Here is a 15134-nt window from a genome sequence, read left to right as displayed (position 1 = left end):
GGGATCCCCCTGGGAGAACGGCTATGTCGAGTCGTTCAATGGTAAGCTGAGAGATGAGCTTTTGAATGGGGAGATCTTCTACACCTTGGCGGAAGCCCAAGTCCTGATCGAACGCTGGCGGAAGCATTACAACCAGCGCCGTCCGCACAGTTCGCTGGGCTATCGGACGCCAGCGCCGGAGGCGATCCAGCCCCCAAACCCATTGACTTTGGCTATTGCATGACTAACATTGGAAGTGGTACAACAAACGGGGGCAGGTCAAGATCACTTATGAATACTAACATGCAGAGGTCGACAAGGTATATTCCTTAGAGACAATGACCGTCCTGCTACCGCGCTTGAGCGGGCATTAGCGCTTCGCGCGAGAATGACCGTTCCATTTCGGTATCGGTGAACACCCCGTCTTTTCTGATGAGCTTGCCGTCAAACCAGATTTCACCTCCGCCGTATTCAGGGCGCTGGATGAGCACATTATCCCAGTGGATTGCGGACTGGTTGCCGTTATAGGCTTCATCGTAGCATTGGCCGGGGGTAAAATGGAATGAGCCTGCGATTTTCTCGTCAAAAAGAGTGTCTTTCATCGGATGCAGAATAAAGGGATTCACACCGATGGCAAATTCGCCGATATAACGGGCTCCTTCGTCGGTGTCAAAAACTTTGTTCAGCTTATCGACATTGGCATCGGCATGTGCCTTGATAATTTTGCCGCTCTCGAAGGTCAGGGTAATGTCATTATATACGACTCCCTGATAGAGAGATGGCGTATTGAAACGGATAGTACCATTAACGGAATCGCGCACCGGGGCAGTGTATACCTCGCCATCGGGTATATTGCGATGACCATCGCATTTGACGCAGTCAATTCCTTTGAGCGAGAAAGTCAAATCTGTTCCGGGTGATTTGATATGAACTTTATCTGCGGCAGTCATAAGGGCGTGGAGTTTGTCCTGGGCTTTGGACATTTTGTCATAGTCAGCGCAGCAGACATCGAAATAGAAATCTTCGAATGCTTCCTGCGATGTTTGTGCAAGTTGGGCCATGGCATTATTAGGATATCTGAGAACAACCCACCGCGTGCGTTTGACACGCTCTTCCAGATGGACGGGTTTGTAGAAAAGGGTGTTGTGCTTGTCCATTTGTTTGGGATCAATGTCGGCAAGGTCAAAGGGGTTGTCTGAACCGCGCAAGCCCATATAGCAGTCTGCTTTCTGCATTATGTGCATATGCAGATCGGCCTGCTTTTTGAACTGCTCGTCTTTGGCAGAGCGAAGCCACTGACGAAGTATCGATTCATCGCTGTAGTACCAAAAGACGACCACACCTTTCTCGGTAGCATGGCGAATCACCTGTTTACCCAGTTCGAACGTTTCTTTTCCTTTAATCTCAAGGTACAACGTTTCGAGCGGCTTCATTTCAAGAGAATAATCAACTAGCTGTTTCGCAAGGATTTCGTTTCGCTTATCTTTCATTGTCATGCCTCATAATACTAAACTGTCTTTTGCGATTTATATTGTCACAGAAGATAGCAGGAGTCGAGACGGTTGGCAAGTAGGCTGTGTGATAATGCCGAATATGGCTGGTGGTGACTAATGCCAATTGATTTTCTCTATTCAAATATAGGCCGCGGGCATGCCTTCTATCTGGATGAAATCATCGAAGCGCTAAAGTCCGGGTCTAACTTACAAAGCGTCGGGGAGGTTCGTGATGTGTTTACCGTGTCGCATGGTACATCCCGTTTGGCATGGCGGTTTGCCCGAGTGCTCTATACACGTGGTTCGTCCGGGGGAGTTCTGGGGAAAGTGTATTCCAAGCTCAGAAAATCCTCAGACTACAATAATCCGAACTCTGCGCTTAAAGTGCTCAGCAGAGACATTGTGGCACAATATCGAGATTCGTCGACTCCCCTTGTTGTCGACCATCCAATTTTAGTCGGCATTCTCAAGGGACGCAAAAACACAATTTACCAGCATGGAGAGCTTGTGGTGCCAGATGAAGCATGTGTCAGGGGTGCGTCGTTGGTAATAGTTCCAACAGCAGAATGCGCTCAGCGATTCATTGATGCCGGCTATGACTTGTCCTCAGTACTCGTATCAGGACTTTGTATCGAGCTGTCGCTTGTTAAACAAGCTAAAGGGGCGTTTACGAGACGAATTGAGAGAATCAAGAACACAGAATATTTGTCCGGAGGGTTTTTCTCATCGGGGGCCGAACCAAAGCAACATGTACACTCACTTATTGCGGCCGTTGAATCCTCGGTAGCGGCTGGAGGACGGGCGATATTATTCGCTACAGGAGGTGGACAACTGGAGAAAGCGGCGTTGAAGACCTTTGGAAGCAGGGTCAAAGTCATACATGGGTCATCCGAGGAGGAACACAATATTGACAGTACATTGGCTGAAAAAGAGACTCTTGTTCTCGCCATTTACACAACTCGCCAAGAAGAGAATGAACTTGTCGCATCCATGTTCCCGTATTTGGACTATTTCGTCGCGCCATCGCATGAGCGCACAAACTGGAGCATAGGGCTCGGGCTTCCCATATTCATGCTTGAACCGTCAATTGGTTCGTTTGCTCCTCTAAATCGCGCCCTTGCTGAAGCGCGCGGTGTCGGCATTGCCATCAATCAGACTGCCGCGCCGGATTTTGGCAGTATGCTGGCTGATTTTCGGCAAAGCGGGCGATTGTTGGAAATGTCACAGAACGGATGGGGCAGAGATCGAATAGACGGCTTTTCCTGTATCGCGCAGAGTCTTACAAAGCGACACACCTGACCATTAACAATCTGACGAATTATTTCGTCGAACTACAAATTCGTACGCCAGCTACTTAATAATAACAAATTTGCCAATCTGATTTCGACCTTCGGACTCGATGCTATAGTAATAGAGACCTGACTTTACGGCCTGAGTGTTTCGCGTAACAAGGTCCCATGAGTGCTGTTGGGAGGTCGGTCCGCCATCGGGGAAGTTGTGGTCCAGCTCTCTCACCAAATCTCCGTCAAGTGAAAAGATTCTGATAGTGCAAACACTCGGCAAGTTTGCAAAATAAATTCGCCTGCTTCGCTCTTTGGTCTGTGTGAGGCCGCGATTTTCGAATCCATCATCCGCATATTCGCCATCGGAACGATAGGGATTAGGGTACACATACGCATCAAGTGAATATGCCACGACTGAGTCCGATGATGTCTGCGGAAATTCGCGGATCATATTGTCGACAGGTTTGGTTTCAAGCGACGGAACCCCACTGGCGGCCGAGCCGAAATCGAATGCGGTCACGGCGACATAATAGGGAACTGTCGGAAGTATACTGTCGTACACATATTGGTACTCAAAATATTTGGGTAGTGGCCGGTCGTAGTCATAGATGACATCGTCTTCAGTCCACTTATTCGGATCAAGTCCGGGAAACGGTGCGTCCGGAAAGACTTTGTGAATGCCTTGAGTTGAACCCAAATCAGATGAGTTATAATCCTGAGAGGCGAAGAAGTAGTATTCATCGCCGATATTTAAAGGGTTTTCGCGGGTATACACTAATGGATTAAAATTGGAATCGTTATATTCAGCTCTGTAAACTTCTAAGCTTCGCGGGTTTCCTTCCTGAATCCATGTAGGGTCTCCATTCGAGAGCAGTTCAAACCGAAAACGGTTGTAATTTTCTCGGTCATAGGAACTGAGCAAGGCAAAGCTTGTGTTGCGGTCATCGAGAGCGGCATATACGCGATACCCTTCAAAATCAATCAGACCGGCAAGCGGATCGGCAATCTGTTCAGTGTAGTAACCGTTCCAGCGGATAGTCAGCTTTCCGTCGCTGGGCACGACATGAATAAAAGGTTTCTGCGGCGGGCCATCGGTACGAAAGTCGGCGACACCATCCCCCTTGTACCACATCGTATCATCGTTGCACATGCGATATTCGCCAAAATAACCATCGTTGTCGGTATCATAGCCAGGGTTGTCATACACCCATTCCGCCCATCGAGCGTTGAGCGCAAAATTAGAAAAATCCAAAGATTCATAAAACGTCCATGGATAACTGAAGGCAAAGAAATTTTTGTAATCGTTCGGATTTTGGTGAACATTGGAGCCGCCGACGAGAGCAATTGTGAACGAGGCCGTAGAACTAGGTGGGAGGTTAAATGGTCCAGCCGAGACAAGATAATAATTGCGTCCACCAGCGGTCACCTGGGCGGCGTTTGAGGGCGGGGGCTCCCATCCTTCGAAGGACTTGTTTATCCATGTTGTGAGTTGATCGTAGTCGTGCTCTTTGTGCGAGAGATAGTAGTAGGCAGTTACATCGTTAGATGAAAAACGATCGAATGGCACAAGGAACCCGCGGAATGGCTCTGTCAGTGTTCCACGCAATCTCGGGCCATATCCGTACGACCACCAGTTGTAGTTAATAATCGAATTGTCCGTTGGCTTTTTGAGGAAACTAACTCCGAAAGCCGACAGCGAGGCATTGATTCCCCATGAATTTCCACTGGGATCGCCATCGATATCCATGGCATACGCAATATTGACCGTGTCCTGAAGATCACATCCCTCGGGCGCCGGATACGATTTGAGGAAGCCGACTGCGTCATCGAATTTCAGTTCTGTCGAATCAACCCGAATGTTGAGTGTTTGGACAATACCAATATTATAGAAACCGACAAATGCGTCCTTGATATTCTTGCCGCTAATATTTTCTATTGTGTAATCAATCATTATGAAGTCATCAAGGTGGCCAGCGCTCCAGGTATGAGACCTCTGGGTGACCCGTATGCCAAGCGGAACGTGCGGGCGAATGTCAAACCAGGGGCCGGGGGAAAAGGCCGGAAACGTATCAGTGTATGTGGCGGTAATATCGAGATCAGAGATAGCATCCGGCGAAAACCGGCTGTCAGTCACGTCTGTCGATAAATATTTGAATTGACCGAGGGCGCCCTCCTCCGGAAGCGTCTCCCACCGTGTATGAGTAACCAGTGTGTCGACTCCTACTACGCCGCCGATAAGCATTGACCCTTGGAGCATGAACCGTGTGCCGCTTCCCTTTGGGTAGACCGCACCCGTTATTTTCTCCCCGGTATACGGATCCTTGATGGTAATGCCCCGCCCGAATGGAACAATAAAGAATTCGCCAAGCCCGACATTGCCTCTATTGTCAAGCGTCAACTGAACTTTGTTCTGGTTATGGACTGTTGCAAGCACAGTTGGCAAAACGGCAGCGTTGGATTGAGACTGCCATCGCTGACGAACAATTTCTACCGCAGAATTAAATACTATCGTATCTATGGGAGCTTCAATAATATATTCATTATCCATTCCGTGCTCTTGCGCAGAGGTAAATGAGAAAACACAAAGCATAAGGATAAGTTTCGTAATAAGGGAGAACAATCGTTGGTGCATGGTCGTGTATATCCGAGGTGTAAGGGAGTGTTAACGTATGATAGTGAATTTCCCGATTTGGTGTTTGTCCCTGGATTCGACGACAAAATAATATATGCCGGATACAACTTTTTGTGTGTTACGCGTGACCATATCCCAGGTTTCATGCATCGAGGACGGCCCGCCATCGGGAAAGTTGTGGTCAATCTCGCGTATGAGGTCACCGTCTATCGAGAATATTGAAATGGTGCACACACTCGGCAGATTAGCAAAATGAAGCCTGCCGCTCCTGTCTCCAGTTTGGTTAACGCGTCTGCTTTCATAGCCGTCCTCGACATATCCGCCATCGCTTCGGTATGGATTCGGGTAGACATACGCATCCAGATCCAATGCCTCGACGGTGTCCGCTGATGTCTGTGGATACTCGGTAATCGAGTTTGTTGTGGGACTTGTTTCCAGCGATGCAAGACCAACAAGCGGTGAACCAAAGTCGAATGCGGTCACTGCGATAGTATAGGGGATGGAAGCGAGGAGATCGCTCAGCACTATTTCGTACGTGTAGTATTTTGGCAGAGGAACACCGAATTCGGTTGTAATATCATCAGGCATCCAGAGCTTCGCATCTGCTCCCGGGTTTACGGCAGCAGGATATACCCTATAAATCCCAGTTGAATCATCAAGAGCCGAACTATTGAAATCCTGAGCCGCAAAATAATAGAGTTCTCCATTAGAAGTAAGCGGGTTAATCCGCGAATAGACAAGAGGATCAAAGAGCGAATCGGCATAGAGCAACCGCAGGGAGTCGATTGTGAACGGTATTTCCTCAAGTGTCCAGGCGCCGCTATCAGGGCGGACTAACCGCCAGCGAAAGCGATTGTAATCTTCGACATCGTACGATGCCCTGAGCGATAGGCTTGTCTTTCGCTCATCAAGTCCTGCGTAAACTCGATAGCCCTCATAATCCACCTCCTGCAAAAACACATCTTTTGTTGTTTCAGAGTAGAATCCATTCCATCTGACAGTCAGTTTGCCTTCCTGTGGAACTACTCTCACTCGCGGCGCAGGCGGCGGGCTGGCGCCTCTAAAATCGGGCACTCCGTCGCCCTCATACCAAAACGTATCGGTCTCATTGCAGATGCGAAACTTCCCCGAATAGAGATCACCATCAGTGTCAATGCCCGGATTGTCATACACCCATGAAGCCCAGCGAGAATTGAGCGCAAGATTTGAGAAATCAAGTTCATTATAATACGGCTGTGGGTTTTCGTGATTAAAGCTGGCGATGCCGGCGGTACTCTGATGAAGATTGGTTCCACCTACGAATGCAAATGACAGTGGCAGAGACTGTCCCGGGTCAATGTCAAACGGGCCAAACGAGAGGAGATAACGGGTGTCAAAGCCATCAGCCATATCCTTGGCCTCTGGGGGCGGGTATGACCAACCGTCGAAGAAATGATTCTTCCCGGTAAAGAGAAGATCGTAGTCGAATTCTTGTTTTCGCATCATATAGTATTTGTTCGCGTCCCCGGTCGGAGTTCCGAGCCGGCCTCCGAAGCTCCTGAATGGTTCTTCACTTGTACCCAGACGGCGGGGGCCAAAATCGAGCCTGTCATCGGTGTAGTTTGTTATCCACCAGTTGAATGAGTAATTAATTGAATCAGACGGGGTTCGTACAACCCGAACACCTACGGCATTTCTTGCCGAGCGAAAATCCCAATCGCCACTCTCCGGATCGCCGTCGTTATCTGCCGTCCAGGCGATATTCACTGTGTCAATGAAACCGCAGCCTTCCGGAGAAGGATGGGTGCGATAAAAACCCACCATGTCGTCATCCCAACCGATTGGTCCCTGTCGTGTCGCATGCCAGACGTCGCCGTCGACCCAAATACCCATATACACTTTTCTCAGGCGCTGCTGTCCGATATTTTGGATTTCATAATCGAAAAGCACAAAATCGTCTGCGTATTCATAGCTCCACGCCATAGATCGCTGATTGACTTTGATGTTGAGCGGTTTGTGAGGACGATTGTCAAATGGATCAATTCCTGCAAGCGTGATATTGTCAATTTTGTCGGTGTATGCACATATGATATCCTCTTCCGACACCGCCTTCTCTGAGTAGTAATTACTCGCCAAATCAATTGAACGATAAATAATCCCCGGGCCACCCACTTCGGGAAGCAGTTCATCGCTGACGTAGAAATCTTCAGAGCCTACCGAAACCAAGGTATCACGTCCGACTACCGCCCCTATCCAGAAAGCAGCAACATAGAGGTAGAGGACGTCGCTGTTTTTGGGATACACACAGGAAAGGATTTGCTCCTGAGTCAACGGATCAAAGAAAGTCTCGCCAAATGTCCCGATTGTGCCATTATTAGTAATGGCGAGCTGCATATTCCCCCGTGTGTGAGCGGTCGTAATTACAATGGGGTCAGCGGTAGAAATAGCCGGAATGTGTCTCTTTGACACCTTAGGGTTCCCAATTGGTTCTCTGGATTGGGCCAGAGCGTCGTTTCTATACCCAAGTATATGAATTAGTAGTACACAGAGAACCTTAAATGTAAATGACCATCCGCGCATAATTATTATTTGGAATACCTCACGAAGTATCCGAAAACTCTCCTTGTCGGCTTCAGGTTAGCCCCCGAGGCGGCCACAGACTGAGCAGGCTATTGTAGTGCATACAATTAAGCTATCGTGAGGCAAATTTGCAAGGGGATTCAGTGGTGAAAGCACAAACGCCGATCCAAAAGATTGGGTATTCGCAATCAAATCAGGCCAATGTCCTAACACAAGTACTGAATGAAAAAGTGGTGACTGAATCTTCAGTCACCACTTAAAATCACAAAATCAGCGATAAAAAACTTAGAGTATAATCACGAGTTTACCGAGCTGCATATCACCAGTTTCGAGATTCTCAACAGACCAGTAGTAAAGCCCAGATGCCACCTTTTGCGTATTTCGGGATATAAGGTCCCATGTGTCGTGGTTATGGAGCGGATCGGAAATGTCAATATTGTGGTTAATTTCACGAACCATATCGCCATCAAGAGAGAAGATTCTAATGATACAGCGGGACGGAAGATTGGCGAAATTGATGATCCTGAGGCGATCAGTCACTACCGCATCGGAAGAGGTATTCTGACGCTCGTAGTAATCATCAAGATAGGCGCCGTCTCCCCTGTAGGGGTTGGGGTAAATAAAAACCTTGCCGGAGCTATCACTGGCATTGTTAACGCCGAAGGCATAGGTATTGGCAGGTGACAGAGTAATCGATGTCTCAAGAGGTGGAAGTCCAGACTTAGGAGATCCATAATCGAACGCTGTTACATTAATCCAGTACGGTACAGATGACTGTAGATTTTTAAGGGTGAATTCATATTCATAAAATTTGAAGAGATTGTCCTTAGTAAGGTACAGATCGCGCTCGTTATTAGGGATGGAATCAATAATCAAATAATTCTTCGGCGGTTTTGGCGCGTTCGGATACGTCTTATGGATTCCATTAGGGTTGGAGAGGTCAGATTGATTGAAATCCTGGGCAACAAAATAAACTGTGGAGTCGACGCCGCCATGGTTAAACCTGAACGGGTTGTTTCTCGGATAGTCAAGTGGATGCCAAGTTGAATCACTGCTTGAGTCTGGGGCGTAAAGCGTTCTGAGCTGAGCGAGGGTAAACGGATTAGCCTTGAGGACGTAATTGCCGACAATTGCATCATAATCATACCGATTATAATCTTCTACGTCGAAGGAAGCTACAAGAGAGTAGCTGGATGACCGATCATCCCGACCATAGTAAATTCGATATCCCTCAAAATCCAATCCGGAACCTCCGGCGGTCTTAGCGAAAACATCAATGGCATTCTCCGTGACTGCGCCGTTAAATCTGATGATAATCTGGCCAAAGAATGGCTCTACACGCTTCGACGGAGCCGGGGGCGGCGATGCTCCCTTGAAATCAGGAACGCCATCTCCTTCATACCACGTTGTGTCAAGTCTGGTGTAATCATAATTGTCTACATAGTAACCTGTGTCAGGACTGGCCGAGGTATCTATGACAAAAAAAGAATCAAGAAAAACCGAGTCGAGCGGGCAAACCCGGAATTTACCGAAGACGCTATCGCCATCGGTATCAAAACCGGGATTGTCATAAATCCAAGACGCCCATGTTGCATTTAATCCAAGATCTGAAAAATCGAGATTCTCATAGAATTCCTGAGGTTTATAGCTGTTGTCAAGATTTTCAGTATAATTATCCGCTTTATAATGAATATTCTCACCAGCCATGTATGAAAGCGATAAGGGAAGGGTCTGGCCCGGATCGATATCAAAAGGACCGAAAGAGAGAAGATAGCGCGTATCAAATCCCTTAGATACAGGACCAGAAATTTCTGGCGGAGGATAGGTCCAAATCGGATCCAATGGACTAATATCGGCAGTGAACGCCTGGTCGTAATCAAATTCGCCGTTACTTAGGAGAGCATATTTATTTCGATCCCCTGCCGGAGTCCCAGTTCCTCCGTGACCCAGGTCTCTGAAAGTAGCCTTTCCCTGTGGACCAAAGTCCAACTGCGCATTACCATTACTAACCCACCAATTGAAAGAAACGTTCAACGAATCGGAAGGCGTTCTTACTACTCGCAAAGCGGTAACATGGGGCACAGGCGCTGATGGAGGGCTCAACTCATTGAAATCTCCGTTGTTGTCAAGAATGAAGGCAAGATTCACCGTATCGAGGGCGGGGCAAAGGTCGGTGTTTCCATATTGCGCCTTTATTGTGTCGAGAAATCCGCATAAATCATCGGCTGAGCCACCAAGCGGAGCGCCTCGACCGCCGACATCGGCATCAACATAATAACCCATATAAACCTTACGAAGGCGCTGGGTACCAATATTCTTTATAGCATAATCAAATAATACGATATCCTCGGCATAGCTGTATGACCAGGAGAACGATCGCTGGATTACTTCAATATTTAGTGGACGGTGAGGACGAGCATCTATTGGATCGCTGCCTCCGCAAGACACGCAGGTGTCGTAATATACCGCAATATAGTCCTGCTCGGACACAGCCCCATTAAAGGCTGCTTTACTGGGATCCAGGGTTGATCTGAATTTCAGATTGCCAAGCGGAGGTGACTCGGGGGCAAATTCTTCCGTAGTCCCGGCCCATCCGTCGGCTGCCGTTGAGACAAGTGTGTCGCGTCCCAAAATTGCGCCAATCCACAACAGGCCGGCGAAGAGATATTCGTTGTTCGAGCCCTTAGGATATTCACATGACGGAAGCTGCCGTCCTGTGAAACAGTCGTTGCGCGATCCCTTTATATACCCATTGCCAATACTACCATGGTTATTTATTGTCAGAGCAATCTTGCCAATATTGTGAACGGCTTCGCAATACGCAGGGGCCGCAGCGGAAAATGGTTGTGCTCTTTCTGTTATTTCGCCTGAATTTCTTCCGGAAGCAGTACTGCCAAAACACAATACAACAGCAAGGCTTGCTATCAGAAAACGTAACTCTATTCTATGCATATTCTAAACAACCCTCAAATAATAATGTTTCAGCCGATCTGAGTATATCTTTTTGACGCACTCCTGTCAAGGATTGTTCGAAAAAAAAGTGAATTTGTGAGCGATTTCGGCAGGTAGGGCTGAATGAAGACAGATCGCCAATACAGGGCAATCCAGTATATACTCGAGATTGACGAAGACGAGGCTTATCGCGGTAGTCCAGATTTTATATTCACTTCAGAATCACAATAAAGCCGTCATTGTCGGAGTCGCAGATTCTGCGTTCAAAAAGAGGATAGATTTCGGCCGATATTGGTCCATGCCTCTTTCTATTTGACGAGCAAATAAGCCAACTAAGTCGACAAAAAAAGACCGGCTGACATTTCAATCAGCCGGTCGAACATAAACTAAAATAAAAGGAAAATTATTCAGGCTTCTCGAATGAATTCGCCGGAACTTGACCGTTTATGACTACATCGGACATGTCGATATTGCTGTACTTTTGACCATCTTTGGTTATTGTCGAACCCACGAATATCTTGACTCCATTAAATTCACCGATTCGTGTATATGTCTCTTCGAGCTGTCCCGGACCCATCATTGTTTCACCCCAATAGGAGCGGGCGATGACTTGATTGTTGCTCCGGCTTACTCCGAGACGGCAGATAGTTTCGCCGCTCTTGCTCAAAATTGTTACGTAGTCAACAGGCGAATCATCGACTTTGCCTGAGCCATCGTAAACGGCCTGGTATGACGGATTGTCGGACTGGCGGAAGATATTTATAATTTTGCGGGCTTCCTCTTTATCATCTTTAACCAGGTCATCTTCTGTTTTAGCCATGAGCCCAGTCTGTGATGACTGCCAGCCGGCGTTGCCATTGCGGACATCGTACATTTTCTGTCCGAAAGCGCTTACGACCTGACGGCTCTTGCCGGGGAAGACTTCAACCGATTCCAACCCAAGCGGTATTTCACCTTGCGGTGTGGTCACGGTAACTGTGCCCTTCATCGAAATAGAGTTGATCTTTTTAAATTGATCAAGGCCGCCGTGAGCCTTGACAGCCTTATCAAGAAGTTCTTTCCCTTTCGACATATTCTCGGGAGTAACAGCCAACTCTTTTTTTTCCTCGCCTGACGGAATAGTGACATCTAATGTTGTGATGGCTCCGAGTCCAAGTTGATCGAGGGGCATCTCGAAATCTTTCCCTTTTCCAACGACAAGGATATTCATTGCGTCTGTACGAAGATTCTTCTTGGCCGTCGCGATAACATCGGCCGATGTCACTTTTTCGACTTCGGCTTTTTGTCTGAAAATCAGATCATCGGGAAGCTTATAGAAATCATAGGTCATGAGGCGGTTGATGACTTCTCCTTTAGAATCAAAATTGAAGACAAATGAATTGAGATACCCGTCTTTGCCCATCGCCATTTCTTCGGGGGTTGGAGCATCGGTTTGAATTCTTTTAATCTCTTGCAGCATAACTTTGATGGCCTTGGCAGTAGTTTCCGATTTGGTTCCGACGTAATTATAGAAGACGCCCGGGTAAGCGATATTCGCCGTGTACACACCGAAGGTTGAATAGGCGAGTCCTTCTTTCGAACGCACGGTATTAAATAGACGGCTGCCGAAGCTACCACCCAGAATATTGTTCATGACTATGCGCGCGGCATAGTCCGGGTCGGACACAAGTCCGCCGATATGACCGATGTATATGTTGGACTGATTGACATCATCCTTGCTGACATAATACACTTTGCTCTCGTAGGTATAGTCAACAGTCGGCGGAGGCGGGACAGGTGTGCTCCCCTTTTGCCAGGCGCCAAAATGCTGTTTGATTTTATCAATCATCCCGGCCTTGTTGATATCACCCCAGACTGCAATCTGGATATTTTCCGGCTTATAGTATGTCGCGTGGAATTGAACCAAATCGTCACGCGTGATAGCTGAAATTGACTCATATTCCGTCTGACGGGCGTAAACTGATTCAGCGCCATAGATAAGTTTTGAGAATTCTCTTGATCCGATATCCTGCGGGTCATCATTGCGCCGTGAGATTGCCGAACGGTTATTGACCTTTGCCAGATCAATTTTATCTTCGTCAAATACTGGCCTCTGAAGAACCTCAGAGAGGACTTCGAGGCCCAAGTCGGTGTAATCAGTCAGGACATTGACCGAGGCATTGCCTGAGAGGAGCCCGATGCCCGTCTCGACGCTTCCGCCAACCGCTTCAAGCGCGGCATCGATTTCATCCCCTGTCCATTTTTTGGTACCGCCAGTGCGAAGGACTTCGCCACAAATTCCTGCGAGGCCAACTTTGTCGGCAGGCTCAAGATACGAGCCGGCGTTGACTCGCACGGACATGTTAACGACCGGTAGGGATTTATCTTCAAGCAGGTAGAGGCGAATGCCGTTGTCGAGGGTGACTCGTTCTACCTGAGGAATGACCATATCGTTCAGTTTCGGGAATTTTATTTTCTTCACATCCTGGGCTGAAAGGCTGGCGGCAACCAAAGCCAGCGCAAGCAGACCAAATGAAGCCTTCAACATATTTGTTTTCATTCTGATGCTCTCCTTCTATTAGCTCTGGCTGGGGTTGGACATAACAACCACTCGATTGTTTTTGGTGAAATATTCTTTGGCGACTCGCTGGATGTCTTCCGCGGTCACGGCATTAATGCGGTCAAGCTGATGGAAAAGCTCTCTCCAGTCGCCCCAGATCTGTTGGAATGTTGCAAGTTGTAAACCAAGACCTTGATTATTATCAAGCTCATTAATAAAGCTGGCCTTTGCACGAGCTTTGATCTCACCTACTTCTTTTTCAGTGAGAAGTGTATTCCGGAGCTTTTCTACCTCGGCGAAAATCTCCTTTTCGCATTCCTGATTGGTTTTTCCCTTTGACGGAAAGGCGTAGACCAAACTCATGGTAGGATATTTATCGCCAGGAAAGCCGGAGAGCGCTCCTATCTGAATTGCGGCCTTTTTCTCTTTGATAAGATTCTTGTAGAGGAGCGAGGTTCGGCCGGAACCAAGATAGTCAAGCATGGCATCAATGGCGGCTCGATCAGGATGTGTTCCTTCGGGGATATGCCAGCCAGCTACATAGACCGGCTGTGAAGGGTCTTCCAGTTCCATTCTCCTCTCGCCCAACTGAGGCGGTTCAACTGAGGCAATTCGTTCAGGAGCGGGGCGATAGGGGATTCTCTCCCAATATTTTTCAGCGAGTTTGAAGACCTGCTCGGGCTGGACATCTCCGACAACACAGACAATCAAGTTAGAGGGACTGTAATATTTCTTAAAGAAAACATCAGCTTCCGCGCGAGAATAATATTGAATATCGGACATATGTCCCACACCGGGGACTCCATAAGGATGGCTCTTGAAGGCTAAGCCAAGGAACTCTTCGATGAGACGGCCAATCGGATTTGACTCAGTTCGCATGCGACGCTCTTCGGCGACAACATCGCGCTCTTTGTACATTTCACGGAAGACCGGATTTAGGAATCGCTCAGATTCCATTGCCATCCACAATTCCACCTTATTTGATGGCAAACTGAAAAAATATGCGGTCTGATCGTTGGAAGTGAAGGCATTGAGTCCAACTCCGCCCTCGCGCTCGACGACATTTCCAAACTCGTTGGGGATGACATGCTGGTACGAGGCTTCGCGGGCCGAATCATATCGGGCATTAAGTGCCTGGACTTTCGTCGAGTCGGTGAAGCGCCCTTTGTTGCGCTCGGAGCGAAGAAGCATAAATAGCGAGTCCTCGATTTTGATGGCTTTGAGTTCGCGGTTGATATCTTTGGTCCCGAGAGTGGTTGTTCCTTTAAAAGCCATGTGCTCAAACATATGGGCCAAGCCGGTATATCCTTTGGGGTCATCGACCGAGCCGACATTGGCCCATGTTGCAAATGAAGCAACAGGCGCATCGTGACGCTCCATCACCAGGACTTTCAGTCCATTTTTCAGGGTCCGCTCGTGGACGCCTTTTTCGAGTGTCGAAAAATCAAAACCGTGCGTCGAGCCCACAGTCAAAGTTGAGAAGCCCGCTATTGTGACAAGCAGACAAAGAGTTCTCAATCTCATCACTACCTCCATGGTTTATCCAGTTAAGTTATTTACGCCAAGAATTAATACCGGATTTAGGTCTATGTCAAGCTGTTCGAGTCCCATTGCCAAAGCTATCGTTTCGATTAAAGCATATCCAGTTGGCTTTTTAGGCCAAATTGTGCGCGAAAACGGCTTAAAGTTGCTAAAAA

8 protein-coding genes are annotated in these 15134 nt (G+C 47.9%); 2 read left to right on the top strand and 6 right to left on the bottom strand.

Annotation, left to right across the window (positions count from 1 at the left end; genetic code table 11):
* The coding region (locus tag SGI97_01860) for a transposase (GenBank protein ID MDZ4722642.1) at positions 1–223 on the top strand (223 nt) is incomplete at its 5' end.
* Positions 224–329: 106 nt separating this feature from the next.
* Here SGI97_01860 and SGI97_01855 read toward each other — a convergent pair.
* The gene (locus tag SGI97_01855) at positions 330–1469 is read right to left on the bottom strand and encodes an aminopeptidase (GenBank protein MDZ4722641.1); all 1140 of its coding nucleotides are present in this window, start codon (positions 1467–1469) and stop codon (positions 330–332) included.
* A 120-nt stretch (positions 1470–1589) separates the two neighbouring features.
* Between SGI97_01855 and SGI97_01850 the strand changes: the two genes are divergently transcribed.
* The gene (locus SGI97_01850; GenBank protein ID MDZ4722640.1) at positions 1590–2771 is read left to right on the top strand and encodes a hypothetical protein; all 1182 of its coding nucleotides are present in this window, start codon (positions 1590–1592) and stop codon (positions 2769–2771) included.
* 51 nt (positions 2772–2822) lie between these two features.
* On the opposite strand, the gene SGI97_01845 is transcribed toward SGI97_01850, so the two are convergent.
* From SGI97_01845 to SGI97_01825, 5 genes are all read right to left on the bottom strand, one after another.
* Positions 2823–5303 (bottom strand): hypothetical protein, encoded by a 2481-nt coding sequence (locus SGI97_01845; protein MDZ4722639.1) that lies wholly within the window; start codon positions 5301–5303, stop codon positions 2823–2825.
* Positions 5304–5417: 114 nt separating this feature from the next.
* Positions 5418–7835 carry a hypothetical protein gene (locus SGI97_01840; GenBank protein ID MDZ4722638.1) on the bottom strand — a complete coding sequence of 806 codons (2418 nt, stop codon included), beginning with the start codon at positions 7833–7835 and terminating at the stop codon, positions 5418–5420.
* A gap of 396 nt (positions 7836–8231) precedes the next feature.
* Complete coding sequence (locus SGI97_01835) at positions 8232–10898, bottom strand: hypothetical protein (GenBank protein MDZ4722637.1); 2667 nt, start codon at positions 10896–10898, stop codon at positions 8232–8234.
* A 403-nt stretch (positions 10899–11301) separates the two neighbouring features.
* Positions 11302–13437 carry a pitrilysin family protein gene (locus SGI97_01830; protein ID MDZ4722636.1) on the bottom strand — a complete coding sequence of 712 codons (2136 nt, stop codon included), beginning with the start codon at positions 13435–13437 and terminating at the stop codon, positions 11302–11304.
* Between the two features lie 18 nt (positions 13438–13455).
* Complete coding sequence (locus SGI97_01825) at positions 13456–14961, bottom strand: pitrilysin family protein (protein ID MDZ4722635.1); 1506 nt, start codon at positions 14959–14961, stop codon at positions 13456–13458.
* Positions 14962–15134 lie beyond the last annotated feature (173 nt).

It is taken from the genome of Candidatus Zixiibacteriota bacterium, from assembly GCA_034439475.1.
In the GTDB taxonomy this organism is placed as follows: Bacteria; Zixibacteria; MSB-5A5; order GN15; family FEB-12; genus JAWXAN01.
This window is presented reverse-complemented; position numbering and strand designations above follow the sequence as displayed.

Coding starts and splice junctions, on each gene's coding strand:
- SGI97_01855 (MDZ4722641.1), bottom strand. CDS start 1,469: ATGAAAGATAAGCGAAACGAAATCCTTGCGAAACAGCTAGTTGATTAT.
- SGI97_01850 (MDZ4722640.1), top strand. CDS start 1,590: ATGCCAATTGATTTTCTCTATTCAAATATAGGCCGCGGGCATGCCTTC.
- SGI97_01845 (MDZ4722639.1), bottom strand. CDS start 5,303: ATGGATAATGAATATATTATTGAAGCTCCCATAGATACGATAGTATTT.
- SGI97_01835 (MDZ4722637.1), bottom strand. CDS start 10,898: ATGCATAGAATAGAGTTACGTTTTCTGATAGCAAGCCTTGCTGTTGTA.
- SGI97_01830 (MDZ4722636.1), bottom strand. CDS start 13,437: ATGAAAACAAATATGTTGAAGGCTTCATTTGGTCTGCTTGCGCTGGCT.
- SGI97_01825 (MDZ4722635.1), bottom strand. CDS start 14,961: ATGAGATTGAGAACTCTTTGTCTGCTTGTCACAATAGCGGGCTTCTCA.